We start from the raw sequence: 21,679 nt of genomic DNA, 5'->3' as shown, positions 1-21,679 counted from the left end.
CCATGGACCCAATAATCACGCTTGTTATTGAAGATGACGATCGGATCGGTGCCATCTTGTCAGAACTGGTGGCGGCGACATCCGGTTTCTCCCTGCTGGGGCGGGCCGGCACCCTGGCCCAGGCCGATGCCATGATGGCCGGTGTGGTGCCCCAACTGCTGCTGGTGGATGTCTCCCTGCCCGATGGCTCCGGCCTTGAGTGGGTGAGCCGCCTGCGCAGCCACAACCGCGAAGCCTATGTCATCATGGTGACCGCCTCGCGGGATGTGGAGACCATCCAGCAGGCCCTCAATCTGGGGGTTCATGACTACGTCATCAAACCATTGCGGCTGTTTCGCATCCAGCAGAGTCTGGATGAGATCCTGCAATTGCACAGCCGTCTGTGCGAGCGGGGTCGGCTGGAGCAGGAAGATCTCGACAAGCTGCTGGGCAAGGGAGGGCGCTCCCAGATCAAGGAGATGCGCGTCACCCCCAAGGGGATCGACAGCATCACCCTGCGTCAGGTGCTGGATCTGCTGGCGGGCGAGCCGGAGAACGTCTTCTCCACCGACACGGTGGCGTTGCGACTCTCCCTCAGCCGCACCACGGCGCGCCGCTATCTGGAGTATCTGGAGTCGGAAGATCGGGTGGATGTGGATCTCAACTATGGTCAGCGGGGGCGACCGGAGCGGCGCTACCGCTGGCGCCGGGCCGGTTGAGATGCGCACTGGTGTACATTGCAGAAACAACAAGGGAGCCATGGGCTCCCTTGTTGTTTCCGGATGATGTACGTTTTCAGGCGGCTTCCCGTTCGGCTACCGGCGCACGCCCCTTCAGCTGGGAGGCCATCACCCCGCCTAGGATCAGCCCGCCACCCAGCAGGTGATAGCCGTGGATTGGCTCGCCCAGGCCGACGACGGCGATCAGCGCCGTACAGAGCGGCATCAGGTTCATAAAGACCGAGGTGCGCTCGGCGCCCATGCAGGCGAGGCCGCGCATCCAGCAGTAAGCCGCCAGCAGGGAGGAGGCGAGCCCGGCGAAGAGCACCAGTCCCCATCCTTCGGCTGGCACCGCCATCGAGTCTGCGCTGAGAGCGAGCGGTACCAGCAGCAGTACCGCCAGCAGGATCTGCATGTAGAGGTTGAGCCAGGGGCCAAACGGCAGTTGCCAGCGGCGGATCAAGAGGCCGTAAAGGGCGTAGCTGGCGGAGCCCAGCAGCATCATGCCATCCCCCGGGTTGATGCCGTTATGGAGCAGGGCAAGCGGTTCGCCTTTGCCAAGCAGCCAGAGCACCCCGAACAGGGAGATACTCATGCCGAGCAGTGCCTGTTTGCCGGGACGCTGGCCGAAGAAGAGCGCCCCTTGCAGCAGAGTAAGCAGCGGAATGAGGGAGCCGATCACCCCCATATTGGTAGCCGAGGTGCTGTGGGCGGCGTAATAGGCCAGACACTGGTAGAGCACCATACCGAGCGCCGCCAGCACCAGCAGCTTGCCGAGCCAGGGGCGAACCTCACTGCGTCGCCGCCAAAGGGTGGGCAGGCAGAAAGGGGTCAGCGCCAGGGCGGCAATCACCCAGCGATAGAAGGAGATAGCCGCGGGGTCGAGCACGCTGGCAGCCGCCTTGGACACCACGGTATTGGTAGCCCAGATCAGCACCGCCATCAGCGGAAAGAGAAGAGGGGAAAAGATTCGCATCAGAGGCTCCTTATTAACAGGGGGCCAAGTCTACCCTTGTCTTTATATTATCAAGTAGCGTAAAACAGACAGATGACCCAGCAGAAAAGACAACTCTTTCTGATGTACCTTATTCCGGCCCACACAGGCTGCGTCAGCCCGCAACTGATGGCTGCTTTTGGCCTGTGCCGGAGACCGAGCCAACAGGGCGTTGCATCACGCCTGCTCCTCTCTCTCGCTGACAAGGGGCGCTGATGGCCACTCACCAGTTTCAGCCGGTAGATGTCGTTCTGCCCGTTCCCAATCCGCTCTTTTTCAGTTACCAGCAGATGCTGGCCGACAGCGCGACCGTGCTGCACTCCCACCCCTGGGGCCAGCTCAATATAATCAGCCTGGGGATCATGGAGATAGAGTTGGGGGATCAGCGACTGGTGGCCCCTGCCGACTACCTTATCTGGGTACCGGCGGATCTCGACCACACCTCTTACAACGAGCAGACCCTCGACTACACCTCCATCTACGTCAGCCACGAGCTGGCGGCAAAGCTGCCGCCAGAGCCCAGATTGCTGCTGCTAACCCCACTTATTCGCGCCCTGCTGAGCGATTTTTGCGAACGGCGGGTAGGCCATATGGTGGATGAGTGGGATCAGCGACAGGCCGAGTTGCTGGTGGAGCGACTGGCGCGCACCCGCTGTCAGGAGAGCTACCTGCCGATGAGTCAGGACAAGCTGCTGGCTCCCATGCTGGCGGCGTTGCACAGCGATCCTGCCGATCCCCGTACTCTGGCTCAGTGGGCCGGACAACTGCACACCACAGAGCGCACCCTGGCGCGGCGCTGCCTGCGGGAGCTGGGGATGAGTTTCGGTCAGTGGCGGGCGCGGTTGCGGCTGCTCAAGGCGCTGGCCTGGCTCAAGGGGGACATGCCCATTCAGGAGATCAGCTGGCGGCTCGGTTACGGCTCCACCTCGGCCTTTATCGCCATGTTCAACCGGGAGCTGGGCTGCTCCCCCCAGCGTTATCGCCTACAGTCGGGCAGATAACAAATCGCCGGACATGTCATCTGATGAAGCAAAACAAGAAGGGCGCCCGCAGGCGCCCTTTCTGATGACATCTGCTTGCACTAGAAGAAGCCGAGCGGGTTGATGTCGTGGCTCACCAGCAGGTTTTTGGTGTTCTGGTAGTGGTCCAGCATCATCTTGTGGGTCTCGCGGCCGATCCCCGACTTTTTGTAGCCGCCAAAGGCGGCGTGTGCCGGGTAGGCGTGGTAGCAGTTGACCCAGACCCGGCCAGCCTGAATGCCACGCCCCATGCGCCAGGCCAGATTGCTGTCGCGGGTCCACAGGCCTGCCCCCAACCCGTACTGGGTGTCGTTGGCAATGGCCAGAGCATCCGCCTCGTCCTTGAAGGTGGTGACCCCGAGCGCTGGCCCGAAGATCTCCTCCTGGAATACCCGCATCTTGTTCTGACCGGAGAAGATGGTGGGCTGGATGTAGAACCCCCCCTCCAGTCCGCTCACCTTGGCCGGGCCGCCGCCGATCAGCATCTTGGCCCCTTCGCCGCGGCCGATCTCCATGTAGCCCAGGATCTTGTCGAACTGCTCGCGGGACGCCTGCGCACCCACCTGAGTGGCGGTATCGAGGGGGTTGCCCTGCACTATGGTGCGGGCACGGGCCAGCACTCGGTCCATGAAGTCGTCATAGATGCTGGCCTGCACCAGCGCGCGGGAGGGACAGGTACACACTTCCCCCTGGTTGAAGAAGGTCATCAACATCCCTTCTACCGCCTTGTCGATGTAGCTGCTCTCGTGCTGCATCACGTCGGCGAAATAGATATTGGGGGACTTTCCCCCCAGCTCCACGGTGGAGGGGATCAGCTTGTCGGCGGCGCAGCGCAGGATATGGGCGCCCACTTCGGTCGAACCGGTGAAGGCGAGTTTCTGGATCCGGTTGCTGGTGGCCAGAGCCTGACCTGCCTCGGCGCCGAAGCCGTTGACCACGTTGACTACGCCGGCAGGCAGGATGTCCTTGATGAGATCCATCATCAGCATGATGGTGACCGGGGTCTGCTCGGCGGGCTTGAGCACGCTGCAGCAACCGGCCGCCAGCACAGGGGCAAGCTTCCAGGCGGCCATCAGCAGCGGGAAGTTCCACGGGATGATCTGGCCGACCACGCCGATGGGCTCCTTGCAGTGGTAGCTGACGGTGTTCTGATCCAGCTCGGCGGCCGAGCCCTCCTGAGCACGAATGCAGCCAGCGAAGTAGCGGAAGTGATCCACCACCAGCGGCAGGTCGGCGGCCAGGGTTTCACGCACCGCCTTGCCGTTCTCCCAGGTTTCGGCGATGGCGAGCCGTTCGATGTTCTGCTCGATGCGATCGGCGATGCGCAGCAGCAGGTTGCTGCGCTCGGTGACGCTGGTTTTGCTCCAGCTGGTGAACGCCTTGTGGGCGGCATCCAGCGCCAGCTCGATATCGGCGGCGTCGGAGCGAGCGACCTCGCAGAATACTTTGCCATCCACCGGCGAGATGTTTTCAAAGTAGCGGCCGGCGCGAGGAGCCACCCACTCACCACCGATGAAGTTGTCGTAACGGGACTTGAAGCTGACCAGGGCACCTGCCTGACCGGGAGCGGTATAAATCATCTCATCATCCTTTATGTGTGTGATCCTGACCGGACTGGCTGACAGACCGGTTGGCAGCTGATATCGCAAGGGGCGTGCCAAAGGGTCTGACCAGCAGGCAAAAGGTTACAAAAACGTTATCAAATGGGGTGTGGCGGCGTATCTTGGTTAACCAATGACCACGGCTATTGCGATAAAACTGTACCGTTTCTGGACAGTGGCCGAGACAGTCGTGCTGTTTGTGAACAGGAGGCGTGATGAGTGAGTCACTTCAACCCGGTCCCGGTCCGATCCAGCGTTCCTGGCTGCGCTGCCTGTATCAGGGGCTGAGCCGCCAGCAGAGCGCCGATCTGGACTTGCTGCCCCAGGGGGAGCTGTCGGCCCGTCAGGAGCAGCACAGGGGGCTGATCGCCTGCTTCCAGCGCTTCGTGCTGCCGCTGTTTGCCCAGCTGCTGGCGGGTCGCCCCTGTCGCCTGTTGTTGTGTGACGGTGAGGGGGCCATTCTGGCCGCCAGTGGTGATGAGGGGTTCGCCCGTCATGCCGAGCGTATCTTTTTGCGCAGTGGTGCCCGCTGGGGTGAGGCGAGCAAGGGCACCAATGCCATCGGTACCGCGCTGGCCGAGCAGAGCGAAGTGCAGGTGCTCGGCAATCAGCACTTCTTCGCCCAGCACAGCTTCCTCAGTTGCAGCGCTTGCCCGTTGCTCGGGCCGGACGGGCAATTGCTGGGTGTGCTCGATATTTCCACCGATGCGGTCCACCACGACGGCGACATGCTGGGCACGGTGCGGCTGCTGGCCATGACCCTCGAAAACGCACTATTGGCGCGTCAGCCGGGCTGGCTGGTGGATCTCGATCCCCAGAGCCTCTGGTCCGCTCGCCTGTTGCTGGGAGAGGAGGGGGAACTGCTCGGCGCCAACCGGGCAGGCCGACTCTGGCTCGGTCAGCATCCTTTCGATGGCAGGCAACTGCTGCGCGAGGGGCGTGGCTTGCGGCTGTTGCCAGAAGCGGACGCGACATCTTCCTGCACCGCGCTGCCGGGTCACTCAAGCCCGGTGCCACATCCGCAGCAGGTGCCGCTCAAGATGCTGGAGCGCGGCATTTCGCTGCTTATCGAGGGGGAGACCGGCAGCGGCAAGGAGCATCTGGTGCGGGCCCTGCACCGAGCGTCCAGTCGGCGGGAGCAGCCACTGGTGTGCGTCAACTGTGGCGCGTTACCAACAGATCTGGTGGAAGCCGAGCTGTTTGGCTATGTGGGCGGGGCCTTCAGCGGTGCCCGCAGCCAGGGCAGTCAGGGTTATCTGCGCGCAGCCCACGGCGGCATGCTGATGCTCGATGAAATTGGCGAACTGCCGCTGCAGGCTCAAACTCGACTGCTGAGGGTTTTGCAGGAACGCAGCGTGACACCGGTTGGCAGTCACAAGCCGGAGGCGGTGGATTTCTGGCTGGTCAGTGCCAGCCACCGGGATCTGGCGGCCATGGTGCAGAGTGGCGCATTTCGCGAAGACCTCTATTACCGGATCTGCGGCTGGCGCCAGCAGCTGATGCCGCTGCGCCGTTGGCCTGCCGCTGAGCGTCTGGAGCTGATCCAGCGACTGTTGGCGGAGATGGACCCGACCCTGCGTCTGACCCGCGATGCGGAGCAACAGCTGCTGGCCCATCCGCTGCCCGGCAACGTGCGTCAGCTCAAGCAGGCACTGGAAGTGGCCTGTGTGCTGGCAGAGGGGTTGGGTTGGATAGAACCCGCCCACCTGCATCTGCCCAGTGTGGCCAATGAGCCCGGCGCCTTGCCGATGGGGGAGGTGACCTGCTTGCGTGAACAAACCCGGCGGCAGGTACAGCAAACGCTGGCGGCATGCGGCGGAAATGTGAGCGAGGCCGCGCGCCAGCTGGGGATCAGCCGCACCACCCTCTACCGGACGCTGCGCGAAGCGCCTTGAGTGCCACTCCCCCTCATCGGTCGTTTCAAGACGCACATGATGGCTGGAGCCCTGCCCGTCCAGCCGCTATGATGCGCCCTGGCCGGGGCATTGCGCCCGTTGACTCATCCGTTGAGGATTTTCTGCCATGTCACAACACATAGGGGCGCTGACCCTGCTGGTGGCTGATTACGATCAGGCCATTCGCTTTTTTACCGAGGGACTTGGCTTTGCGCTCCTGGAAGACACTCGGCTCGATGAACCGGGTAAACCGGGCAAGCGCTGGGTGCGGGTTGCCCCCAAAGGCACCCCCGGTTCCGCGTTGCTGCTGGCACAAGCGGCCAATGCGCAGCAGCAGGCCGCCATCGGCCAGCAGGGCGGTGGCCGGGTATTTCTGTTCCTCGAGACCACTGATTTCTGGGGGGATTACCAGCGTATGCAGGCGTACGGTGTTCATTTTTGTGAACAGCCCCGCGACGAGCCTTATGGCACGGTGGTGGTATTTGAGGATATCAGCGGCAACCGGTGGGACTTGTTGCAACGTACTGCTGCCAACTGAATCTGAAAACGTTTATCATCCCGCCTGTCATAAAGTCATAAAAGTGTCACAGAAAATTCTAATAATTGGCGCACCCATCTTCACAGAGGAGAGAGAAGGGAATGGCTAAGCGAATTCTGGTGGTCGAGGACGAAGCACCGATCCGCGAAATGCTCTGCTTCGTGTTGGAGCAGAAGGGATATGAGACGATTGAAGCGGAAGATTACGCCGATGGACTGGCGAAGGTGCGCGAACCCTACCCCGAACTCATCGTGCTCGACTGGATGATGCCGGGCGGCAGTGGCATCCAGTTTATCAAGCAGCTCAAGCAAGATGAGGTGACGCGCCAGATCCCGGTGGTGATGCTCACCGCTCGTGGTGAAGAGGAGGACAAGGTGCGTGGTCTGGAGGCCGGTGCCGACGACTATATCACCAAGCCGTTCTCGCCCAAGGAGCTGACCGCTCGCCTCCATGCTGTGATGCGCCGCGTGTCGCCCACCTCGGTGGATGAGGTGATCGAGGTGCAGGGGCTGAAACTCGATCCTGTCTCCCACCGGGTCAGTGCCGAAGAGAAGGCGCTCGACATGGGACCGACCGAATTCAAGCTGCTTCACTTCTTCATGACTCACCCCGAGCGGGTCTACAGCCGTGAACAGCTGCTCAATAATGTCTGGGGTACCAATGTGTACGTCGAGGACAGAACCGTGGATGTGCATATTCGTCGCCTGCGCAAGGCGATTGAAGAGACAGGGCACGACAGATTGATCCAGACGGTGCGTGGAGCCGGATACCGCTTCTCAACCCGTCTCTAGAGGCAGTTATGTTGCAACCTTACGCCTGGCGGCGACAGTTGTGGCGAATGGCGTTTTTTTACGCCCCCTTCGCATTGGTTGGCTGGTTGATTGATCATCTTGCCCTCTGCCTGTTGGTGGCGGCCGTGTTGCATCTGGGCTGGCACTATCGCTTCCAGAAGCGGCTCTCTGACTGGCTGTGGCACGACCGCAGCCTGGTGCCCCCCAGCGGCAATGGCAGCTGGGAGTACATCTTCAACGGTATCTACAAGCTGCAGCAGCGTCACCGCGCCCGTCGCCGCGAGCTGGCGGGGCTGATCCGCCGCTTCCGGGAGGGGGCCGAGGCGCTGCCCGATGCCGCCGTGGTGTTTCGCACCGATGGCAGCATCCTCTGGTGCAACCGGCTGGCGGAGCAACTGCTCGGTTTTCGCTGGCCGGAGGATGCCGGCCAGCATATCGGCAACCTCATTCGCAATCCGGCCTTTAACGCCTATCTGGGCAAGGGGGCATATGACGAGCCCCTCGAGATGCACTCCCCGGTCAATGAGGAGAAGTTTCTCGAGTTTCGCATCATGCCCTACGCCTCGGATCAGGCGATGCTGGTGGTGCGCGATGTCACCCGCTTGCGCAGTCTCGAGAAGACCCGCAAGCACTTTGTCTCCAACGTCTCTCACGAGCTGCGCACCCCGCTGACCGTGCTCAAGGGCTATCTGGAGATGACCGAGGAGCCGCCCCCGCCCGCCATGTGGGCCAAGGCGCATCGGGTGATGATGGAGCAGACCATCCGGATGGATAATCTGGTCAATCAGCTGCTCACCCTCTCCCGTATCGAGGCGGCTCCGACCGTGGATCTCTCCCATCTGGTGGACATGCCTGCCATGCTGGGGCTGCTGGAGCAGGAGGCGCGGGCGCTCTCGGGCGAACGGGTCCACCAGATTGAATTTGTGGTGCAGCCCAATCTGCTGGTGCGCGGGGATCAGGAGCAGCTGCGCAGTGCCGTCTCCAACCTGGTCTACAACGCTATCCACTACACCCCGGCGGGGCGAAAAATTACTGTGGAGTGGCGCAAGCAGGGGGCGATGGCGCTGTTTGCCGTGAGCGATGAAGGGGAGGGGATTGCCCCCGAGCATCTGGCGCGGCTGACCGAGCGGTTCTATCGGGTCGACAAGGCACGCTCGCGCCACACCGGCGGCTCAGGCTTGGGCCTTGCCATCGTCAAGCATGCCCTCAGTCATCATGACTGCCAGCTCGATATCGAGAGCCGGGTCGGCCTTGGCAGCCGCTTCAGCTTTCTCATCCCGAGTCGCATGGTGGTGATTAAATAGTCTTTTATGGCAATGGGTTAGCTGCAAAAAGAGGGCCTTTGAACGGGCCCTCTTTTCATTTGTTCAAATCTGTCGCCATGTCATTAAAGTGTCACATTAAATCCATAAATTTGTCACTGCCAGGTCAGATACTGGCGCCGTCTTAAGAACGGACCTTCTGTAACTTTGGAGAGATTGGATGAAACTCAACAAACTGGCTGGTGTAATCGGATTCACCGCAGCAACCCTGTTTTCTGTCAGCGCCCTGGCTGCCGGTGTGGATAAAGATCTGCCGGATTACACACCGACCAGCGGCATTTCGGGCAACCTGTCCTCTGTCGGCTCGGACACCCTGGCCAACATGATGACCCTGTGGGCCGAAGAATTTAAGCGTTTGTACCCCAACGTCAACGTGCAGATCCAGGCCGCCGGTTCTTCTACCGCCCCGACTGCCCTGACCGAAGGTGTTGCCCAGTTCGGTCCGATGAGCCGTGCCATGAAGGCCGGTGAAGAGGAAGCATTCGAGAAGCGTTACGGCTACAAGCCGACTGCCATCCGCGTTGCAGTCGATGCCCTGGCGGTGTTCGTCAACAAGGACAACCCCATCAAGGGGCTGACCATGCCGCAGATCGACGCCATCTTCTCCAGCACCCTGAAGTGCGGCGAAGCCAAGGCTGCCACCAAGTGGTCTGATCTGGGTCTGGACGGCAACTGGTCCAGCAAGGATCTGCAACTGTTTGGTCGCAACTCCGTATCCGGTACCTACGGTTACTTCAAGGAGCACGCCCTGTGTAACGGCGACTTCAAGAGCGGCGTGAACGAGCAGCCGGGCTCTGCCTCCGTGGTGCAGTCTGTCTCTGCCTCCCTGAACGGCATCGGCTACTCCGGTATCGGTTATGTCACCTCCGGCGTGCGTGCAGTACCGCTCTCCAAAGATGGCAAGACCTTCATCGAAGCGACCTCCGATAACGCCATCACCGGCAAGTATCCGCTGTCACGCTTCCTGTACGTTTACGTGAACAAGCATCCGAACAAGCCGCTCTCCCCGATGGAGCAAGAGTTCGTCAAGATGATGCTCTCCAAAGCGGGCCAGAACATCGTTGCCAAAGATGGCTACGTGCCGGTGCCGGCCAAGGTGGTACAGGCTGACCTGAAAAAGCTGGGTATCATGTAACTGCCTGCAGTCAGCATGCCCTGATAAAACGAGCCCCAAGCGGGCTCGTTTTGTTTTTGGCGGCTGTCAGTTTTGTTAATAGCGCAGGATGGATAATTTTCCGCCAGCCGGGGGCTGGCTCCCTTGCGTAGCCGGGCGGCATTTCCGAGAATAGGGCAACGTTATGGCAAAGGATCCCTTCATGATTGCGTCCCTCACCAAGTTTGGCATGGTAGCCCTCTGTAGTTCCCTGCTGGTCGCCTGCGCCCAGTCGCCGACCGGCCGCAGCCAGATGCTGCTCTACTCTCCCCAGCAGATGAACCAGCTGGGCGCCGACTCCTTCGAACAGATGAAGAAGCAGGAGAAGGTGAGCAAGGATGCCAAACTCAACGCCTATGTCTCCTGTGTCGCCAAGGCGGTGACCGCTCAGGTGCCGGCCAGCTATGGCATCACCAACTGGGAAGTGGTGGTGTTTGACTCCAAACAGGTCAACGCCTTCGCCCTGCCCGGCGGCAAGATTGGTGTCTACAGCGGTCTGCTCAAGGTGGCCAAGAATCAGGATCAGCTGGCGACCGTCATCGGTCACGAGCTGACTCACGTACTGGCCCAGCACTCCAACGAACGACTCTCGCGCAGCCAGCTGGCGGGGATTGGTCTGGCGGCTGCGGACATTGCCATGGGCACCAGCGAGTATCGCGGCGCCACCATGGCCGCCCTTGGCCTCGGGGTCGAGGTGGGGGTGATGTTGCCCTATGGCCGAACTCAGGAGAGCGAAGCGGATCGGCTCGGACTTGAGCTGATGGCGCGTGCCGGGTTCAATCCGGCCGAGGCAATCCCCCTGTGGCAAAACATGAGTGCCGCCGCCGGTGGCAACACGCCGCCGCAACTGCTCTCCACCCACCCGAGCAACGAGAACCGGATCGCCGAGTTGCAGGCGCAACAGGCGCAAGTGCTGCCGCTCTATGAGCAGGCCCGCGCCAACGGTCTGGTGCCCCAATGCAAGGCATAAGCCTGCGCATGGCGCGCAGCGACGATGCCGCCGCCATGACGGTGATGCAGCGAGCCAGCTGGCTCGCTGCCTATGGCCAGGTGCTCGGTGCCGACTTGCTGGAGCAGCTGGACGTCACCGCTCATCTGCAGATTTGGCAGAGCCGTCTGGCCGAGCCGGGCCCAAGGCCCATGCTGCTTTGTCTCGATGAGGTGGTGATTGGCCTGCTCTACTGGCAACCACAGCAGGACGCGGGGCAGAGCAGCGCCCTGATCCGCGCCTTTTACCTCCATCCCGACCATTGGCGACAAGGCTATGGCAAACGGCTGTGGCAGGCGGTGGCGATGCAGATGCGCCGCGCCGGCTGCCATAGCGTCAAATTGTGGCTGCTCGATGGCAACCACATCGGCGAGGGGTTCTACCTGCGCCGTGGCTTCGTCTTTGATGGCGAGGATCGCACCCTGATAAGCCTCGGGCAGCCCTGCCTGCAGCGACAAATGAGCCGTTTGCTCTGATCACTCTCCCGTTTTTCGCCTTCGGTCACTTTATTTTTTTTGCGAATTAATACAATGTCCCCCTTGGAACAGAGTTGGATAAACACGGGCTGACAAGGGAGTGCTGGCATGTATTACGGCTTTGATATCGGTGGCACCAAGATCGCTTTTGCGGTCTATGACGGTGCATTGAACCTCTGCCATGAGGAGCGCATGAGCACCCCGGGCAACGATTACGAGGGGTTGCAGCAGTTGATCCGCTCCCGGGTCGAGCAGGCGGATGCCCGCTTCGGCGCTCGGGGCTCGGTCGGCATCGGTTTCCCCGGTGTCATCAACAGCCAGGATCACAGCATAGTGGCGGCCAATCTGCCCTCCATCAATGGTCGCCATCTGGGCGCCGATCTGGCCGAGCTGCTGGAGCGGCCGGTCAAGGTAGATAACGACGCCAACTGCTTCCTCTGGTCCGAAGTGCATCAAGGGGCAGCCGACGGCGCCGGCAGTGCGCTCGGCGTCACCATCGGCACCGGCATCGGTGGTGCCGTCTATCTGGCGGGCAAGCTTATTCAGGGGCGCAACTGGCTGGCTGGCGAGATTGGTCACTACCCCCTGCCCGCGACCATGCTGATGAAGTACCCCGAGTTGCCCCGTCCCCGTTGTGGCTGCGGCCGTCTGGTCTGTTTTGAAACCTATGCCTCCGGCACCGGTCTGGAGCGTCTCTATCACCATTTCCATGGCCAGCGCGCCACGGGTCACCAGATTGTGGGACGCTTCGAGGCCCATGAACCCCATGCGGTCGAGACGGTCGACTGCTGGTTGGAGATCATGGCCGCCGGGCTTGCCACCGCCATTTCGGTGATTGATCCCGAGGTGGTGGTGTTGGGGGGCGGCCTGAGCGGCCTGCCCGCCCTCTATGAACAGCTGCCGCTGCGTCTGCCCGGTCACTTGCTGCCCGGGGTCGCCCTGCCCGAGATCCGCCAGGCTCGCTTCGGCGGTGCCGGTGGTGTGCGCGGCGCAGCCTTGCTCAATCTATGAGATCAGATGTGGGGTCTGATCTCCCCGAAAAAGGAGTCCTCATGACCCGTCTTGAAATCTGTATCGACAACCTGGAATCCCTGTTCACCGCCCAGCAATCCGGGGCTGATCGCATCGAGCTCTGCTCTGCGCTGGGTCTGGGCGGCCTGACCCCCTCCTACGGTTTTATGCAGCAGGCAGCCCGCCACGCCACCGTGCCGGTTTACTCCATGATCCGCCCGCGCGCCGGGGATTTTTGCTTCAACGACGGCGAGTTCGAGATGATGCTGCAAGATATCGCGGCGGCACGTGCTGCGGGGCTGCAAGGGGTGGTGGTCGGTTTGCTGGATGAGGAGGGTCGGGTGCCTGCCGCCAGGCTCAAACAGCTGGTGGATGCTGCAGGGCCGTTGGGGGTTACCTTCCATCGCGCCATCGACCTCTCCTCCGACTGGCGCCTCGATCTGGAGACCATAGTCGCGGCCGGTTGCGAGCGCATTCTGAGCTCGGGCCATGCGCCGACCGCGTTGGCTGGGTTGGAAACCCTGCAGGAGATGCAGCAGGCGCTGGCGGGGCGTGCCAGCCTGATGCCGGGGGCCGGGGTCAATGCCGACAACGTGCGTACCATCATCGAGTTCACCGGGGTGAGCGAAGTGCATATGTCCGGCATGGGTTGGCGCGGTGGCATGGTGCCGCACGGAGTGAATATGGGCACTTCGGATGATGGTCGGGTCAATATCACCGATGGCGCCAAGGTGGCTGCGGTCAGAGCCTTGCTGGATCGCGGTTAAGCAGATCGCCGCCGTTGGGCGGCGTTCATCCGCATCTTGTGTGAAGTTCCTCCCACTGACGGGGAAATCAGGGGCGCCCCCGGCAGCACCCCGGCCAAAAGTCTGATATTATCCCGCCTCTTTACTACATGGATCTGGAGCAACATCTCAATGTCCCAATACGACTCTATCGAACAGAAGGCCAGCTATGGCATCGGCCGCAACATGGGTGATCAGCTGGCGCAGCAAGCCTTCGCTGGTCTGGATATCCCGGCCCTGCAACAAGGTCTGGCAGATGCCCTGAATGGTCTGGAGTTCGCGGTCAGCCGTGACGATATCAATGATGCCTTCCAGGTGATCACTGCACGTATGCAAGAAGAGCAGGAAGCCGCCGCCAAGGCCGCTGCTGCTGACGGCGAAGCCTTCCTGGCTGACAACGCCAAGCGCGCTGAAGTGAAGGTGACTGACTCCGGTCTGCAGTACGAAGTGCTGGTAGAAGGCAACGGTGCCGTTCCGGTAGCCGGTCAGTCCGTGCGTGTGCATTACCACGGTACCTTCACCCACGGTGGTGTATTCGACAGCTCCGTTGCTCGCGGCCAGCCAGCTGAATTCCCGGTGACCGGCGTGATCGCTGGCTGGGTTGAAGCGCTGCAGCTGATGCCGGTTGGTTCCAAGTGGAAGCTCTACATCCCCCACGATCTGGCCTACGGTGCTCGTGGTGCCGGTTCTATCCCGCCCTACTCTGCACTGGTATTTGAAGTCGAGCTGCTGGACATCCTGTGATCCTGCTGGCTTGATGCAAACGGCGACCCTCGGGTCGCCGTTTGTTTTTGGGTTATGTGATAGACAGCATTTGTCGCGACCCGCGGGCTGGAGAGCAGAAAAGGGCGGCACTTTTGCGCCATTGACTGGTTTTTTCAGAAACGGGAACAGGCATACTGCGACTCATTAGAGAGGATAAGGAGAACCCGATGAGCAAGAAGATGAAGAAAGTAGCGGGGCTTGCTCTGTTGCTGCTGAGCATTCCGGCCAGTGCTGATGCCATGCGCTGCAAGAACGCCCTGATCACCGAGGGAGACACCACCGCCGAGATGCTGCTCAAGTGCGGTGAGCCGATGTTGCGTGAAGAGCTCAACCGCAACGAGGAGAACCAGTTTGGCAACATGGTGCAGGTCAAATATGGTGAACGCTGGACCTACAACTTCGGCAAGAACGAGTTCATGCGCTTTGTGACGGTGCGCAACGGCATCATTACCGATATCGAAAACGGCCCGCGCGGCCAGTAGCCGGCGGGCAAAGCATGGATGCACAACAGACAGTAGGGCAAGACCCTTTGACTCACATGTCCGGCAAGGGGTCGCGGTGACCAAGTTGTCTGACAGCCAGATTGATCTGGCGAGCCAGTCTTAGCCGCTGGCGGCAGGTCAGGCCATGGAGGCTGATCCTGCCCGCGTTGAATTCAAATGTCCCCAGCGACTCGATGGCAAAATAGCCTCGATGAAAGCTCTTGATGTAGCGAGCGATCTGCCGTGGGGATAACTGCTTGAATACCTTCATCACACGGTTCCCTGATTGCCTGGACAGGGCACACTATGGTGTCGGTCGATGACACTGATATGACGGTTTATAAAGATTTGCATGAATCCTTATTTTGCCAGTGAGCTCGGCAAATTGACGGCATCATCGAAATAATTGTGCCATGGCAAACCACCGCACCGATATACTGCGGGCTTGAATGGAACAAATAAAAGGGCCTGTGCGTGGAATGGGTTGATGTGGTGGACGGGAACAACCGGGTGATTGGTGTGGCCGAGCGAGCCGAGGTGCGGCGGGAGAATCTCTGCCATCGCGCCAGCTATATTCTGGTGCTCGACGACGCGGATCGGATCCTGGTGCAGCGACGCACCCTCAGCAAGGATTTCTGCCCCGGCATGCTGGATGCCTGCGCCGGTGGTGTGGTCACCACCGGTGAGGAGATGGAGCGCTCCGCCCGCCGCGAGCTGGCCGAAGAGCTGGGGATTATGGATGTTCCACTGCAGGGCTTTGGCAGCTTTTATGCGGAAGGGGAGGGCTACCGGGTCTGGGGTGGCCTCTTCAGTTGCCATTATAAGGGGCCGCTGCAGTTGCAGGCCGAAGAGGTGAGCGCGGTGCACTGGATGAGCCTGGCCGAGATTGCCGAGCGCGCCAGCGAATTTACCCCCGACTCCCTGCTCGCCATCGCCACCTGGCAGGCAAGGCGCTGACCAACTTCATATATTCTCTTCTCCAGAGACAAGACGGGCAGCCTGATGGCTGCCCGTTTGCCTTTGTGCATTTACTGGGTCTGCTACACCAGCTTGAGGCGTCGGTTGGTGCGCCCGCAAGCGCTCGGCTTGGCGAGCCAGTGACCTTGCCAGTCGGTGGCTAGCCGCAGCAGCGGATACTCCAGATCGAGTCGGGTCACCACCAGCTGGCCGGTCTCGTCGCCACTCACAGGATTGCCGCTGGCGGGATCGATGATCTCGACGATGCAGCTCTCGTTGACGATAAAGCCCTGACCGGGCTGACTCTCGTAGGCCACCACCCCCACATCCTGCCACACCAGACAGTTGAGGGCCGCAATGCCGTGAATGGCGCGCAGTGGTGCCGTTTCGGGATGGGTGGCTTCGCACAATAGGGCGCGGCGCAGCGAGTCGCTCGGGATCTCCGCCGCCTCGGCCGCTTCCAGCAGGTCGAGCAGGGTCACCAGCGGACCGACGTAGCCGGTGGGTTGATAGCGCAGCAGTGCCTCCAGCTGGCGCTGGGTATCGTGGGGGCCGCAGGGTACCACGGGAGCCCCCAGCTGGCGGGCGCCGTTATCGAAGATAAAGGCGGTGGGGCCAGCATGATAGTCGTGGCCGTTGAGCATCACTTCCCCCGCCTTGAAGCCGGCGGCAAACAGTGCTCGGGCGGCGCCCCACCAGTCTGCCCCGGCATATTCGGGGATGGCCAGCTGACCCGGACAGGAGAAGACCCGCAGCGCCTGACTGGCCGGACGGCCGGTGAGACCGGCAAAGGGGGGATGAGCCTGCTGGGCGGCAAAGAGCTCTTTGCTATCGAGCAGTGGCAGGGTGGCCAGCTCTGCCAGATCCTCGAGGCGGCACTGGCGATAGGCGCTGGAGTAACCGGCGCAATATTGACTGACATGGGTAAGCTGATGATTGAGCTGGTCCAGTTGCTGCTGTTCGCGCATGGCGGGGGGACGAATTTCCAGACCATCGTAATAGTGTTGCATGGGGCCTCCTGGCGCCGTGAAACCAGCTCAAGAGTAGTCTGCCCAAGGGGAAAATGCCTGCCGCTATCCATGGTCAGGCTCAGAGCCGCTGTTAGGTGGCATCGTCACTCTGGGATAAACTGGCGACTTCCCATCACGACTCAGGACGAGAAATCATGATTGCTGTAGGACAACCCCTGCCTGCGGGCGAATTTACCTTTATCACCGCCGAGGGCAAGCAGCTGCGGGATAGCCAGACGCTGTTCGCCGGTAAAAAAGTAGTGCTGTTTGCGGTACCTGGCGCCTTTACTCCCATCTGCTCCAATGCTCATCTGCCCGGCTATGTGGTGCTGGCCGATCAGTTTATGGCCAAAGGGGTGGATGCCATCTGTTGTCTGTCGGTCAACGATGCTTTCGTGATGCGGGCCTGGCAGACGGCCCAGAATGCCGAGGCGATCACCATGCTGGCCGATGGCGATGGCAGCTGGACCCGGGCGCTGGGCCTGGCCAAGGATACCGGCGCCTTTGGCGGCATCCGTGCCCAGCGCTTTGCGTTGATCGCCAACGATGGTGTGGTCGAGCAGCTGTTTTTGGAGGCGCCAGGCAAGTTTGAGGTCTCCGATGCCGCGAGCCTGCTGGCTGCACTGTGAAATGTTAATCACGGTTTGATTTCCCCTTGAAATGGGAGGTGGCACAGCTACACTGGCGCCACTTTCCCATGGTGCCTGCCCGTTTGGGCTGGCGCTTCGTTGCAGATAACAAGAGATGAAGATCCTATGACCCTGGCTTTTGTTGCCCTGATTGCCGGACTGGCGCTGCTGGTCTGGAGTGCAGACAAGTTTGTCGACGGTGCCGCCGCCACTGCCCGTTATGCGGGGATGCCGCCGCTGCTGATCGGCATGGTGATCATCGGTTTTGGTACCTCGGCCCCGGAGATGGTGGTCTCGGCACTGGCGGCGTCACAGGGCAATCCCGGGTTGGCGCTTGGCAATGCCTATGGCTCCAACATCACCAATATCGCGCTGATCCTGGGTCTGACGGCACTGATCAGCCCTATCGCGGTGGCCTCTCAGGTGGTGCGCAAGGAGATCCCGATCCTGCTCGGTATTACCCTGCTCTCCGGCGCCCTGCTGATCGATGGTCATCTGGGCCGGATGGATGCGGTCATTCTGGGGGCCGTCTTCGTTGCCCTGATGGGCTGGTCCATCTGGGCTGGCATGAATGGCAAGGGAGATGCGCTGGATACCGAGACCGCCGAGGATATCGAGAGCGAGGGGATGTCCCTCAAGAGTGCCATCTTCTGGCTGGTGGTCGGGCTGGTGCTGTTGATCGGTGCTTCCCGTCTGCTGGTCTGGGGGGCGGTGACCATCGCTCAGGCGCTCGGTATCAGCGATCTGGTGATTGGTCTCACCATAGTCGCGGTGGGAACCTCCCTGCCGGAGCTGGCCTCTTCCCTCATCGCCATTCGCAAGAACGAGCATGATCTGGCCCTTGGCAACGTGCTCGGCTCCAACCTGTTCAACACCCTGGCGGTGGTGGGGATTGCGGCGGGCATCCACCCGCTCGATGTGGCGCCGGAGGTACTCACCCGTGACTGGAGCATCATGATGGGGCTGACCCTGCTGCTGCTGGTGATGTGTCTGGGCCGCAAGGGGCAGGGCCGTATCAACCGGTTGGAGGGGGGCGTGCTGCTCACCTGCTTCGTCGCCTACACCGGCTGGCTGCTGACCAGTCAGTTTATCTGATAGAGGTTAGTGAAATGATAGAGGGGGAAGCTCAAGCTTCCCCCTCTTGTTTTTGCCCAGTGAACCTGTTGGCGAGCGAGCGGTGTGCTCAGGCTACTGCCACCAGTTTCTGCCCTTTCTGGCTGCTGTCCAGAATGAGGATGCTGGCCTTGGGGAAGAAGTTGAAGGTGGAGGCGGAGGCCCAGGTGTAGGCGCCCATCACCTTGCCAACCACCAACTCGCCGATAGCCAGGTCCGGCAGCATGATGCCATCGCGGATCACATCCACGCTGTCGCAGGTGGGGCCGGAGAGCACCGAGTTGTGCTGCTCGCCACTGGCATAAGGCGTGCTCACCGGATAGGTGACGTGGTCATAGAGCTGGCCGTTGTAGCTGCCGTAGAGGCCGTCATCCAGGTAGTACCAGATCTTGTCGCCACGGTGGGCCTTGCCCATCACGCTGGATACCGAAGTCATGGCCGGCGCGCTGATAAAGCGGCCCGGTTCGGCAATCTTCTGCACCGTGGCGGGCAACTTGGCCAGCGCTTCGCGGATCGGCGCGCAGAAACCGTCGATATCGAACTCGCCCCCTTCATAATCCACCGGGAAACCGCCGCCGATATCCAGCACCCAGGGCTTGAGCCCGAGCGCCCAGGCCTGCTCCATGATCTCGCGGCAGGCGTCGATGGCCTGCACATGGCGACGGGCATGAGGTACTTGGGAGCCGACGTGGAACGACAGCCCCATCACCTTGATCCCCTTGGCGTGGGCCAGTTGCAGCAGCGGCAGCGCCTGCTCCGGAGTGCAGCCGAACTTCTTGGAGAGATCGACCTTGGTCTCGGGGTTGGGGAAGCTGACCCGCAGCAGCAGTTTCACTTCGTCTTTGTAGGGAATGAACTTTTCCAGCTCCAGCGGGTTGTCGTAGACAAACACGGTGCAGCCAAACTCCAGCGCATAACGGATATCGCTGTCGCGCTTGATGGGATGGGTATGAATGCAACGTCCCGGGCGAACCCCCTGACTGCGCACCAGATCCACTTCGCCATTGGTGGCCAGATCGAAACAGGCCCCCTCTTCCTTCAAGACAGAGACCACCGCCTCATGGGGCAGGGGTTTGAGTGCATAGTGCAATCGTACATCGGGCAGGGCGGCGGCCAGGGCCCGATACTGTTTGCGGACGGCTGCCTTGTCGAGCAGTAGCAGGGGGGAGCCGAATTGTTCAACCAGCTGACGGTAATCTTGTGCGACCACATCTTTTGCAACCAGGGTCTCGTTCATTCTCTTTTGGTCATCCTTAGGGGGCGTGATATGCCCAAGCCATATGCGATTGAACCGGCGACGGCCGGGTCAGGCGAGCGGTCCGGTGGGACCAACCGAACACAGTGCATAAATTGATGGCAAAGTGCTTGGTTATGCAGCGGATTATCGGCTTATTGATTCTGTGTGCAAGCATTTTGATTGGATATGTCGGCAAGATTTTCTTGGCGAAACGAGAGGGATCACTGTTCTCTATCCGCCATTTTTCCCGTTTGGGCCACATTTGATCCGTGAGAGCCTAACTTGTTGATAGTTAACTAACATTTAACATTCTTGCCGCGGTTCTGGCGGTCACTAAAAAAATATAAATGGGGGCGGCCAAGTGCGAGACAGCTCACATTTTTTGGATTAACATGCCGACTTCCTAATCCAAACTAGTTCGGATGAAGGTAGCAGGAGAGCGATGGGCAACCATCCACCGAAGAAGTGAATCTTTCAGGTACCGGGCAACCGGTGTGGACTGCTACTGGACGATACTCTGGAGAGACCCGTTAAATCGGGCGCCGAAGGAGCAAGGCACCATGACTACCCGCAAGGGCAGGCTGGCGCCGGAAACTCTCAGGCAAAAGGACAGAGGGGATGGGATGGTTGTACCTGGGCTTGGCCCGCATCCGATCGCCTCTGGCCGATCGCGACACCTATGGGAAGATCATCCTTCTCCTCCTTAATTTCTGTTTCTTAAGGAGGATGCATGTCATCAATTCAATCGGCGTTAACCGCCATCGATAGCTTTATCTGGGGACCACCCCTGCTGATCCTGCTGGTCGGGACCGGTATCTATCTCACCCTGCGTCTGGGTCTGCTTCAGGTGGTGCGCTTGCCGCTCGCTCTGCGGCTGGTCTTCGGCCGCGATCAGGGTCAGGGCAAGCAGGGGGATGTCTCCAGCTTCGGCGCCTTGTGCACCGCTCTCTCTGCCACCATTGGCACCGGTAACATCGTCGGGGTGGCTACCGCCATCAAGCTCGGCGGCCCCGGTGCCCTGTTCTGGATGTGGATGGCGGCACTGTTCGGCATGGCCACCAAGTATGCCGAGTGCCTGCTGGCGGTCAAATACCGCGAGCAGGATGCCAACGGCCAGATGGCGGGTGGCCCCATGTACTATCTGGAGAAGGGGCTCGGTTCCAAGCCGCTCGCCAAGCTGTTTGCCCTGTTTGGTATCGGTGTGGCCTTCTTCGGGATCGGTACCTTCCCGCAGGTCAATGCCATCTCCGACGCCATGAGCCTCTCCTTCTCGGTGCCCCGTGAAGCGACTGCCGTGGTGCTGACCCTGATCGTGGCGCTGGTGACCCTGGGGGGGATCAAGTCCATCTCCAGCGTGTCGAGCAAGGTGGTGCCCTTCATGGCCATCTTCTACATCGTCGCCTGTCTGGGTGTGCTGGTGAACAACGCCAGCGCCCTGCCCGATGCCGTCATGCTGGTTATCGAGAGTGCCTTCACCGGCCATGCGGCGACCGGCGGCTTCGTCGGTGCCAGCATCATGCTGGCCATTCAGTCAGGGGTGGCGCGCGGGGTCTTCTCCAACGAGTCGGGACTGGGCTCTGCGCCCATCGCGGCGGCGGCAGCCAAGACCGATTCGTGCGTGGAGCAGGGGCTGGTCTCCATGACAGGTACCTTCATCGACACCATCATCATCTGCACCATGACCGGCCTGACCCTGGTGGTCACCGGCGTGTGGAGCGGCGATGCAAGCGGCGCGGCCATGACCAGTCTGGCCTTTGCCCAGGGGCTCGATGCTCATGTCGGCCAGTATCTGGTGAGCATTGGCCTGCTGTTCTTCGCTTTTACCACCATCCTTGGCTGGAACTACTACGGCGAGCGCTGCACCGAATACCTGTTCGGGGTGAAGGCAATCAAGCCCTATCGTCTGGTCTATCTGGCGCTGGTGGCGAGCGGTGCTTTCCTCCATCTGGACATGATTTGGCTGCTGGCCGATATCGTTAACGGCCTGATGGCGGTGCCCAACCTCATCGGCCTGATTGGCCTGCGCCATGTGGTGATCGCCGAGACCCGCGCCTATTTTTGCCGGGATCTGGATAGCGAAGCCGAGCCGGAGCCGCAGACGGCCTGAGCGCCCAGCCCGTTTCACGTTCCCATTGAAAAGAACAAGCCACGACTCCGGTCGTGGCTTTTTTGTGCGCTGTGTCTATGGACGGGGACTTTCCCTCTCCCTTCGGAA

Annotated in this window: 22 protein-coding genes and 1 riboswitch; of the genes, 17 read left to right on the top strand and 5 right to left on the bottom strand. The window is 61.0% G+C overall.

The features are described from left to right. Nucleotides 1–2 precede the first annotated feature (2 nt). Nucleotides 3–698, top strand: a complete 696-nt coding sequence (locus AB5Y71_RS18600) for a response regulator (RefSeq protein WP_111805413.1) — start codon at nucleotides 3–5, stop codon at nucleotides 696–698. A 76-nt stretch (nucleotides 699–774) separates the two neighbouring features. On the opposite strand, the gene AB5Y71_RS18595 is transcribed toward AB5Y71_RS18600, so the two are convergent. Continuing rightward, entirely contained in the window at nucleotides 775–1,674 is a 900-nt protein-coding gene (locus AB5Y71_RS18595; RefSeq protein ID WP_100654282.1) for a DMT family transporter, read from the bottom strand. A 233-nt stretch (nucleotides 1,675–1,907) separates the two neighbouring features. On the opposite strand from AB5Y71_RS18595, the gene AB5Y71_RS18590 reads away from it, so the two are divergent. Beyond that, nucleotides 1,908–2,693 carry an AraC family transcriptional regulator gene (locus tag AB5Y71_RS18590; RefSeq protein WP_368172201.1) on the top strand — a complete coding sequence of 262 codons (786 nt, stop codon included), beginning with the start codon at nucleotides 1,908–1,910 and terminating at the stop codon, nucleotides 2,691–2,693. 80 nt (nucleotides 2,694–2,773) lie between these two features. Here AB5Y71_RS18590 and AB5Y71_RS18585 read toward each other — a convergent pair whose 3' ends face one another. Continuing rightward, nucleotides 2,774–4,291: an aldehyde dehydrogenase family protein gene (locus AB5Y71_RS18585; RefSeq protein ID WP_368172200.1), complete on the bottom strand. Its 1,518-nt coding sequence runs from the start codon at nucleotides 4,289–4,291 to the stop codon at nucleotides 2,774–2,776. 236 nt (nucleotides 4,292–4,527) lie between these two features. On the opposite strand from AB5Y71_RS18585, the gene AB5Y71_RS18580 reads away from it, so the two are divergent. The 11 genes from AB5Y71_RS18580 to AB5Y71_RS18530 all read left to right on the top strand — a co-directional run bounded on the left by AB5Y71_RS18580 (nucleotide 4,528) and on the right by AB5Y71_RS18530 (nucleotide 14,518). Next, nucleotides 4,528–6,207: a sigma-54-dependent Fis family transcriptional regulator gene (locus AB5Y71_RS18580; RefSeq protein WP_368172199.1), complete on the top strand. Its 1,680-nt coding sequence runs from the start codon at nucleotides 4,528–4,530 to the stop codon at nucleotides 6,205–6,207. Between the two features lie 127 nt (nucleotides 6,208–6,334). Further along, nucleotides 6,335–6,745, top strand: a complete 411-nt coding sequence (locus tag AB5Y71_RS18575; RefSeq protein WP_106842433.1) for a VOC family protein — start codon at nucleotides 6,335–6,337, stop codon at nucleotides 6,743–6,745. A 101-nt stretch (nucleotides 6,746–6,846) separates the two neighbouring features. Continuing rightward, nucleotides 6,847–7,536 carry a phosphate regulon transcriptional regulator PhoB gene (gene phoB / locus AB5Y71_RS18570; RefSeq protein WP_005338414.1) on the top strand — a complete coding sequence of 230 codons (690 nt, stop codon included), beginning with the start codon at nucleotides 6,847–6,849 and terminating at the stop codon, nucleotides 7,534–7,536. Between the two features lie 8 nt (nucleotides 7,537–7,544). Then, nucleotides 7,545–8,840 carry a phosphate regulon sensor histidine kinase PhoR gene (gene phoR, locus AB5Y71_RS18565; RefSeq protein WP_236395605.1) on the top strand — a complete coding sequence of 432 codons (1,296 nt, stop codon included), beginning with the start codon at nucleotides 7,545–7,547 and terminating at the stop codon, nucleotides 8,838–8,840. A gap of 178 nt (nucleotides 8,841–9,018) precedes the next feature. Next, complete coding sequence (locus AB5Y71_RS18560) at nucleotides 9,019–9,993, top strand: PstS family phosphate ABC transporter substrate-binding protein (RefSeq protein ID WP_005338411.1); 975 nt, start codon at nucleotides 9,019–9,021, stop codon at nucleotides 9,991–9,993. Nucleotides 9,994–10,174: 181 nt separating this feature from the next. Continuing rightward, nucleotides 10,175–10,981, top strand: a complete 807-nt coding sequence (locus AB5Y71_RS18555) for a M48 family metallopeptidase (RefSeq protein ID WP_005338409.1) — start codon at nucleotides 10,175–10,177, stop codon at nucleotides 10,979–10,981. Continuing rightward, on the top strand, nucleotides 10,969–11,475 hold the full coding sequence (locus AB5Y71_RS18550) for an N-acetyltransferase family protein (protein ID WP_368172198.1): 507 nt from the start codon (nucleotides 10,969–10,971) through the stop codon (nucleotides 11,473–11,475). The genes AB5Y71_RS18555 and AB5Y71_RS18550 overlap by 13 nt, the downstream gene beginning before the upstream one ends. A 108-nt stretch (nucleotides 11,476–11,583) precedes the next feature. Beyond that, nucleotides 11,584–12,486 carry an ROK family protein gene (locus tag AB5Y71_RS18545; protein WP_005343908.1) on the top strand — a complete coding sequence of 301 codons (903 nt, stop codon included), beginning with the start codon at nucleotides 11,584–11,586 and terminating at the stop codon, nucleotides 12,484–12,486. A gap of 41 nt (nucleotides 12,487–12,527) precedes the next feature. Next, nucleotides 12,528–13,253: a copper homeostasis protein CutC gene (locus AB5Y71_RS18540; RefSeq protein ID WP_368172197.1), complete on the top strand. Its 726-nt coding sequence runs from the start codon at nucleotides 12,528–12,530 to the stop codon at nucleotides 13,251–13,253. 150 nt (nucleotides 13,254–13,403) lie between these two features. Then, entirely contained in the window at nucleotides 13,404–14,015 is a 612-nt protein-coding gene (locus AB5Y71_RS18535) for an FKBP-type peptidyl-prolyl cis-trans isomerase (protein WP_005338405.1), read from the top strand. 188 nt (nucleotides 14,016–14,203) lie between these two features. Beyond that, entirely contained in the window at nucleotides 14,204–14,518 is a 315-nt protein-coding gene (locus tag AB5Y71_RS18530; RefSeq protein ID WP_005338404.1) for a DUF2845 domain-containing protein, read from the top strand. Between the two features lie 52 nt (nucleotides 14,519–14,570). Here the strand turns inward: AB5Y71_RS18530 and AB5Y71_RS18525 are convergent, their stop codons facing one another. Next, the gene (locus AB5Y71_RS18525) at nucleotides 14,571–14,789 is read right to left on the bottom strand and encodes a DUF1107 family protein (protein WP_005338403.1); all 219 of its coding nucleotides are present in this window, start codon (nucleotides 14,787–14,789) and stop codon (nucleotides 14,571–14,573) included. 203 nt (nucleotides 14,790–14,992) lie between these two features. Here AB5Y71_RS18525 and yfcD point away from each other — a divergent pair, with 203 nt between their 5' ends. Continuing rightward, nucleotides 14,993–15,475 (top strand): NUDIX hydrolase YfcD, encoded by a 483-nt coding sequence (gene yfcD / locus AB5Y71_RS18520; protein ID WP_368172196.1) that lies wholly within the window; start codon nucleotides 14,993–14,995, stop codon nucleotides 15,473–15,475. 83 nt (nucleotides 15,476–15,558) lie between these two features. On the opposite strand, the gene AB5Y71_RS18515 is transcribed toward yfcD, so the two are convergent. Next, nucleotides 15,559–16,485, bottom strand: a complete 927-nt coding sequence (locus AB5Y71_RS18515; RefSeq protein WP_058056707.1) for a phenylacetate--CoA ligase family protein — start codon at nucleotides 16,483–16,485, stop codon at nucleotides 15,559–15,561. A 155-nt stretch (nucleotides 16,486–16,640) separates the two neighbouring features. Between AB5Y71_RS18515 and AB5Y71_RS18510 the strand changes: the two genes are divergently transcribed. Next, nucleotides 16,641–17,114, top strand: coding sequence for a peroxiredoxin (locus tag AB5Y71_RS18510; RefSeq protein WP_368172195.1), 474 nt, complete (start codon nucleotides 16,641–16,643; stop codon nucleotides 17,112–17,114). 126 nt (nucleotides 17,115–17,240) lie between these two features. Beyond that, complete coding sequence (locus tag AB5Y71_RS18505) at nucleotides 17,241–18,209, top strand: calcium/sodium antiporter (RefSeq protein WP_005343920.1); 969 nt, start codon at nucleotides 17,241–17,243, stop codon at nucleotides 18,207–18,209. Between the two features lie 88 nt (nucleotides 18,210–18,297). Here AB5Y71_RS18505 and AB5Y71_RS18500 read toward each other — a convergent pair whose 3' ends face one another. Further along, nucleotides 18,298–19,464 carry a type III PLP-dependent enzyme gene (locus tag AB5Y71_RS18500; protein ID WP_043818871.1) on the bottom strand — a complete coding sequence of 389 codons (1,167 nt, stop codon included), beginning with the start codon at nucleotides 19,462–19,464 and terminating at the stop codon, nucleotides 18,298–18,300. A gap of 507 nt (nucleotides 19,465–19,971) precedes the next feature. Then, a riboswitch (glycine riboswitch) is annotated at nucleotides 19,972–20,087 on the top strand. A gap of 107 nt (nucleotides 20,088–20,194) precedes the next feature. Here AB5Y71_RS18500 and AB5Y71_RS18495 point away from each other — a divergent pair. Continuing rightward, nucleotides 20,195–21,571 (top strand): sodium:alanine symporter family protein, encoded by a 1,377-nt coding sequence (locus AB5Y71_RS18495; RefSeq protein ID WP_139477487.1) that lies wholly within the window; start codon nucleotides 20,195–20,197, stop codon nucleotides 21,569–21,571. The last annotated feature ends 108 nt before the right edge of the window (nucleotides 21,572–21,679 follow it).

Origin of the sequence: Aeromonas sp. R9-2 (assembly GCF_040908025.1) — a bacterium.
Lineage (GTDB): Bacteria > Pseudomonadota > Gammaproteobacteria > Enterobacterales > Aeromonadaceae > Aeromonas > Aeromonas veronii.
Note: the sequence above shows the minus strand (reverse complement) of the source record. Positions and strands in the feature narration are given on the sequence as shown.

Bases quoted from the DNA above. Each gene is read 5' to 3' on its own strand.
- AB5Y71_RS18500 (WP_043818871.1), bottom strand. From the start codon at position 19,464: ATGAACGAGACCCTGGTTGCAAAAGATGTGGTCGCACAAGATTACCGT.
- AB5Y71_RS18525 (WP_005338403.1), bottom strand. From the start codon at position 14,789: ATGAAGGTATTCAAGCAGTTATCCCCACGGCAGATCGCTCGCTACATC.
- AB5Y71_RS18560 (WP_005338411.1), top strand. From the start codon at position 9,019: ATGAAACTCAACAAACTGGCTGGTGTAATCGGATTCACCGCAGCAACC.
- phoR (WP_236395605.1), top strand. From the start codon at position 7,545: ATGTTGCAACCTTACGCCTGGCGGCGACAGTTGTGGCGAATGGCGTTT.
- phoB (WP_005338414.1), top strand. From the start codon at position 6,847: ATGGCTAAGCGAATTCTGGTGGTCGAGGACGAAGCACCGATCCGCGAA.
- AB5Y71_RS18505 (WP_005343920.1), top strand. From the start codon at position 17,241: ATGACCCTGGCTTTTGTTGCCCTGATTGCCGGACTGGCGCTGCTGGTC.
- AB5Y71_RS18540 (WP_368172197.1), top strand. From the start codon at position 12,528: ATGACCCGTCTTGAAATCTGTATCGACAACCTGGAATCCCTGTTCACC.
- AB5Y71_RS18535 (WP_005338405.1), top strand. From the start codon at position 13,404: ATGTCCCAATACGACTCTATCGAACAGAAGGCCAGCTATGGCATCGGC.
- AB5Y71_RS18600 (WP_111805413.1), top strand. From the start codon at position 3: ATGGACCCAATAATCACGCTTGTTATTGAAGATGACGATCGGATCGGT.
- AB5Y71_RS18595 (WP_100654282.1), bottom strand. From the start codon at position 1,674: ATGCGAATCTTTTCCCCTCTTCTCTTTCCGCTGATGGCGGTGCTGATC.
- AB5Y71_RS18510 (WP_368172195.1), top strand. From the start codon at position 16,641: ATGATTGCTGTAGGACAACCCCTGCCTGCGGGCGAATTTACCTTTATC.
- AB5Y71_RS18575 (WP_106842433.1), top strand. From the start codon at position 6,335: ATGTCACAACACATAGGGGCGCTGACCCTGCTGGTGGCTGATTACGAT.
- AB5Y71_RS18530 (WP_005338404.1), top strand. From the start codon at position 14,204: ATGAGCAAGAAGATGAAGAAAGTAGCGGGGCTTGCTCTGTTGCTGCTG.
- AB5Y71_RS18585 (WP_368172200.1), bottom strand. From the start codon at position 4,291: ATGATTTATACCGCTCCCGGTCAGGCAGGTGCCCTGGTCAGCTTCAAG.
- AB5Y71_RS18555 (WP_005338409.1), top strand. From the start codon at position 10,175: ATGATTGCGTCCCTCACCAAGTTTGGCATGGTAGCCCTCTGTAGTTCC.
- AB5Y71_RS18495 (WP_139477487.1), top strand. From the start codon at position 20,195: ATGTCATCAATTCAATCGGCGTTAACCGCCATCGATAGCTTTATCTGG.
- AB5Y71_RS18590 (WP_368172201.1), top strand. From the start codon at position 1,908: ATGGCCACTCACCAGTTTCAGCCGGTAGATGTCGTTCTGCCCGTTCCC.
- AB5Y71_RS18580 (WP_368172199.1), top strand. From the start codon at position 4,528: ATGAGTGAGTCACTTCAACCCGGTCCCGGTCCGATCCAGCGTTCCTGG.
- AB5Y71_RS18550 (WP_368172198.1), top strand. From the start codon at position 10,969: ATGCAAGGCATAAGCCTGCGCATGGCGCGCAGCGACGATGCCGCCGCC.
- AB5Y71_RS18515 (WP_058056707.1), bottom strand. From the start codon at position 16,485: ATGCAACACTATTACGATGGTCTGGAAATTCGTCCCCCCGCCATGCGC.
- AB5Y71_RS18545 (WP_005343908.1), top strand. From the start codon at position 11,584: ATGTATTACGGCTTTGATATCGGTGGCACCAAGATCGCTTTTGCGGTC.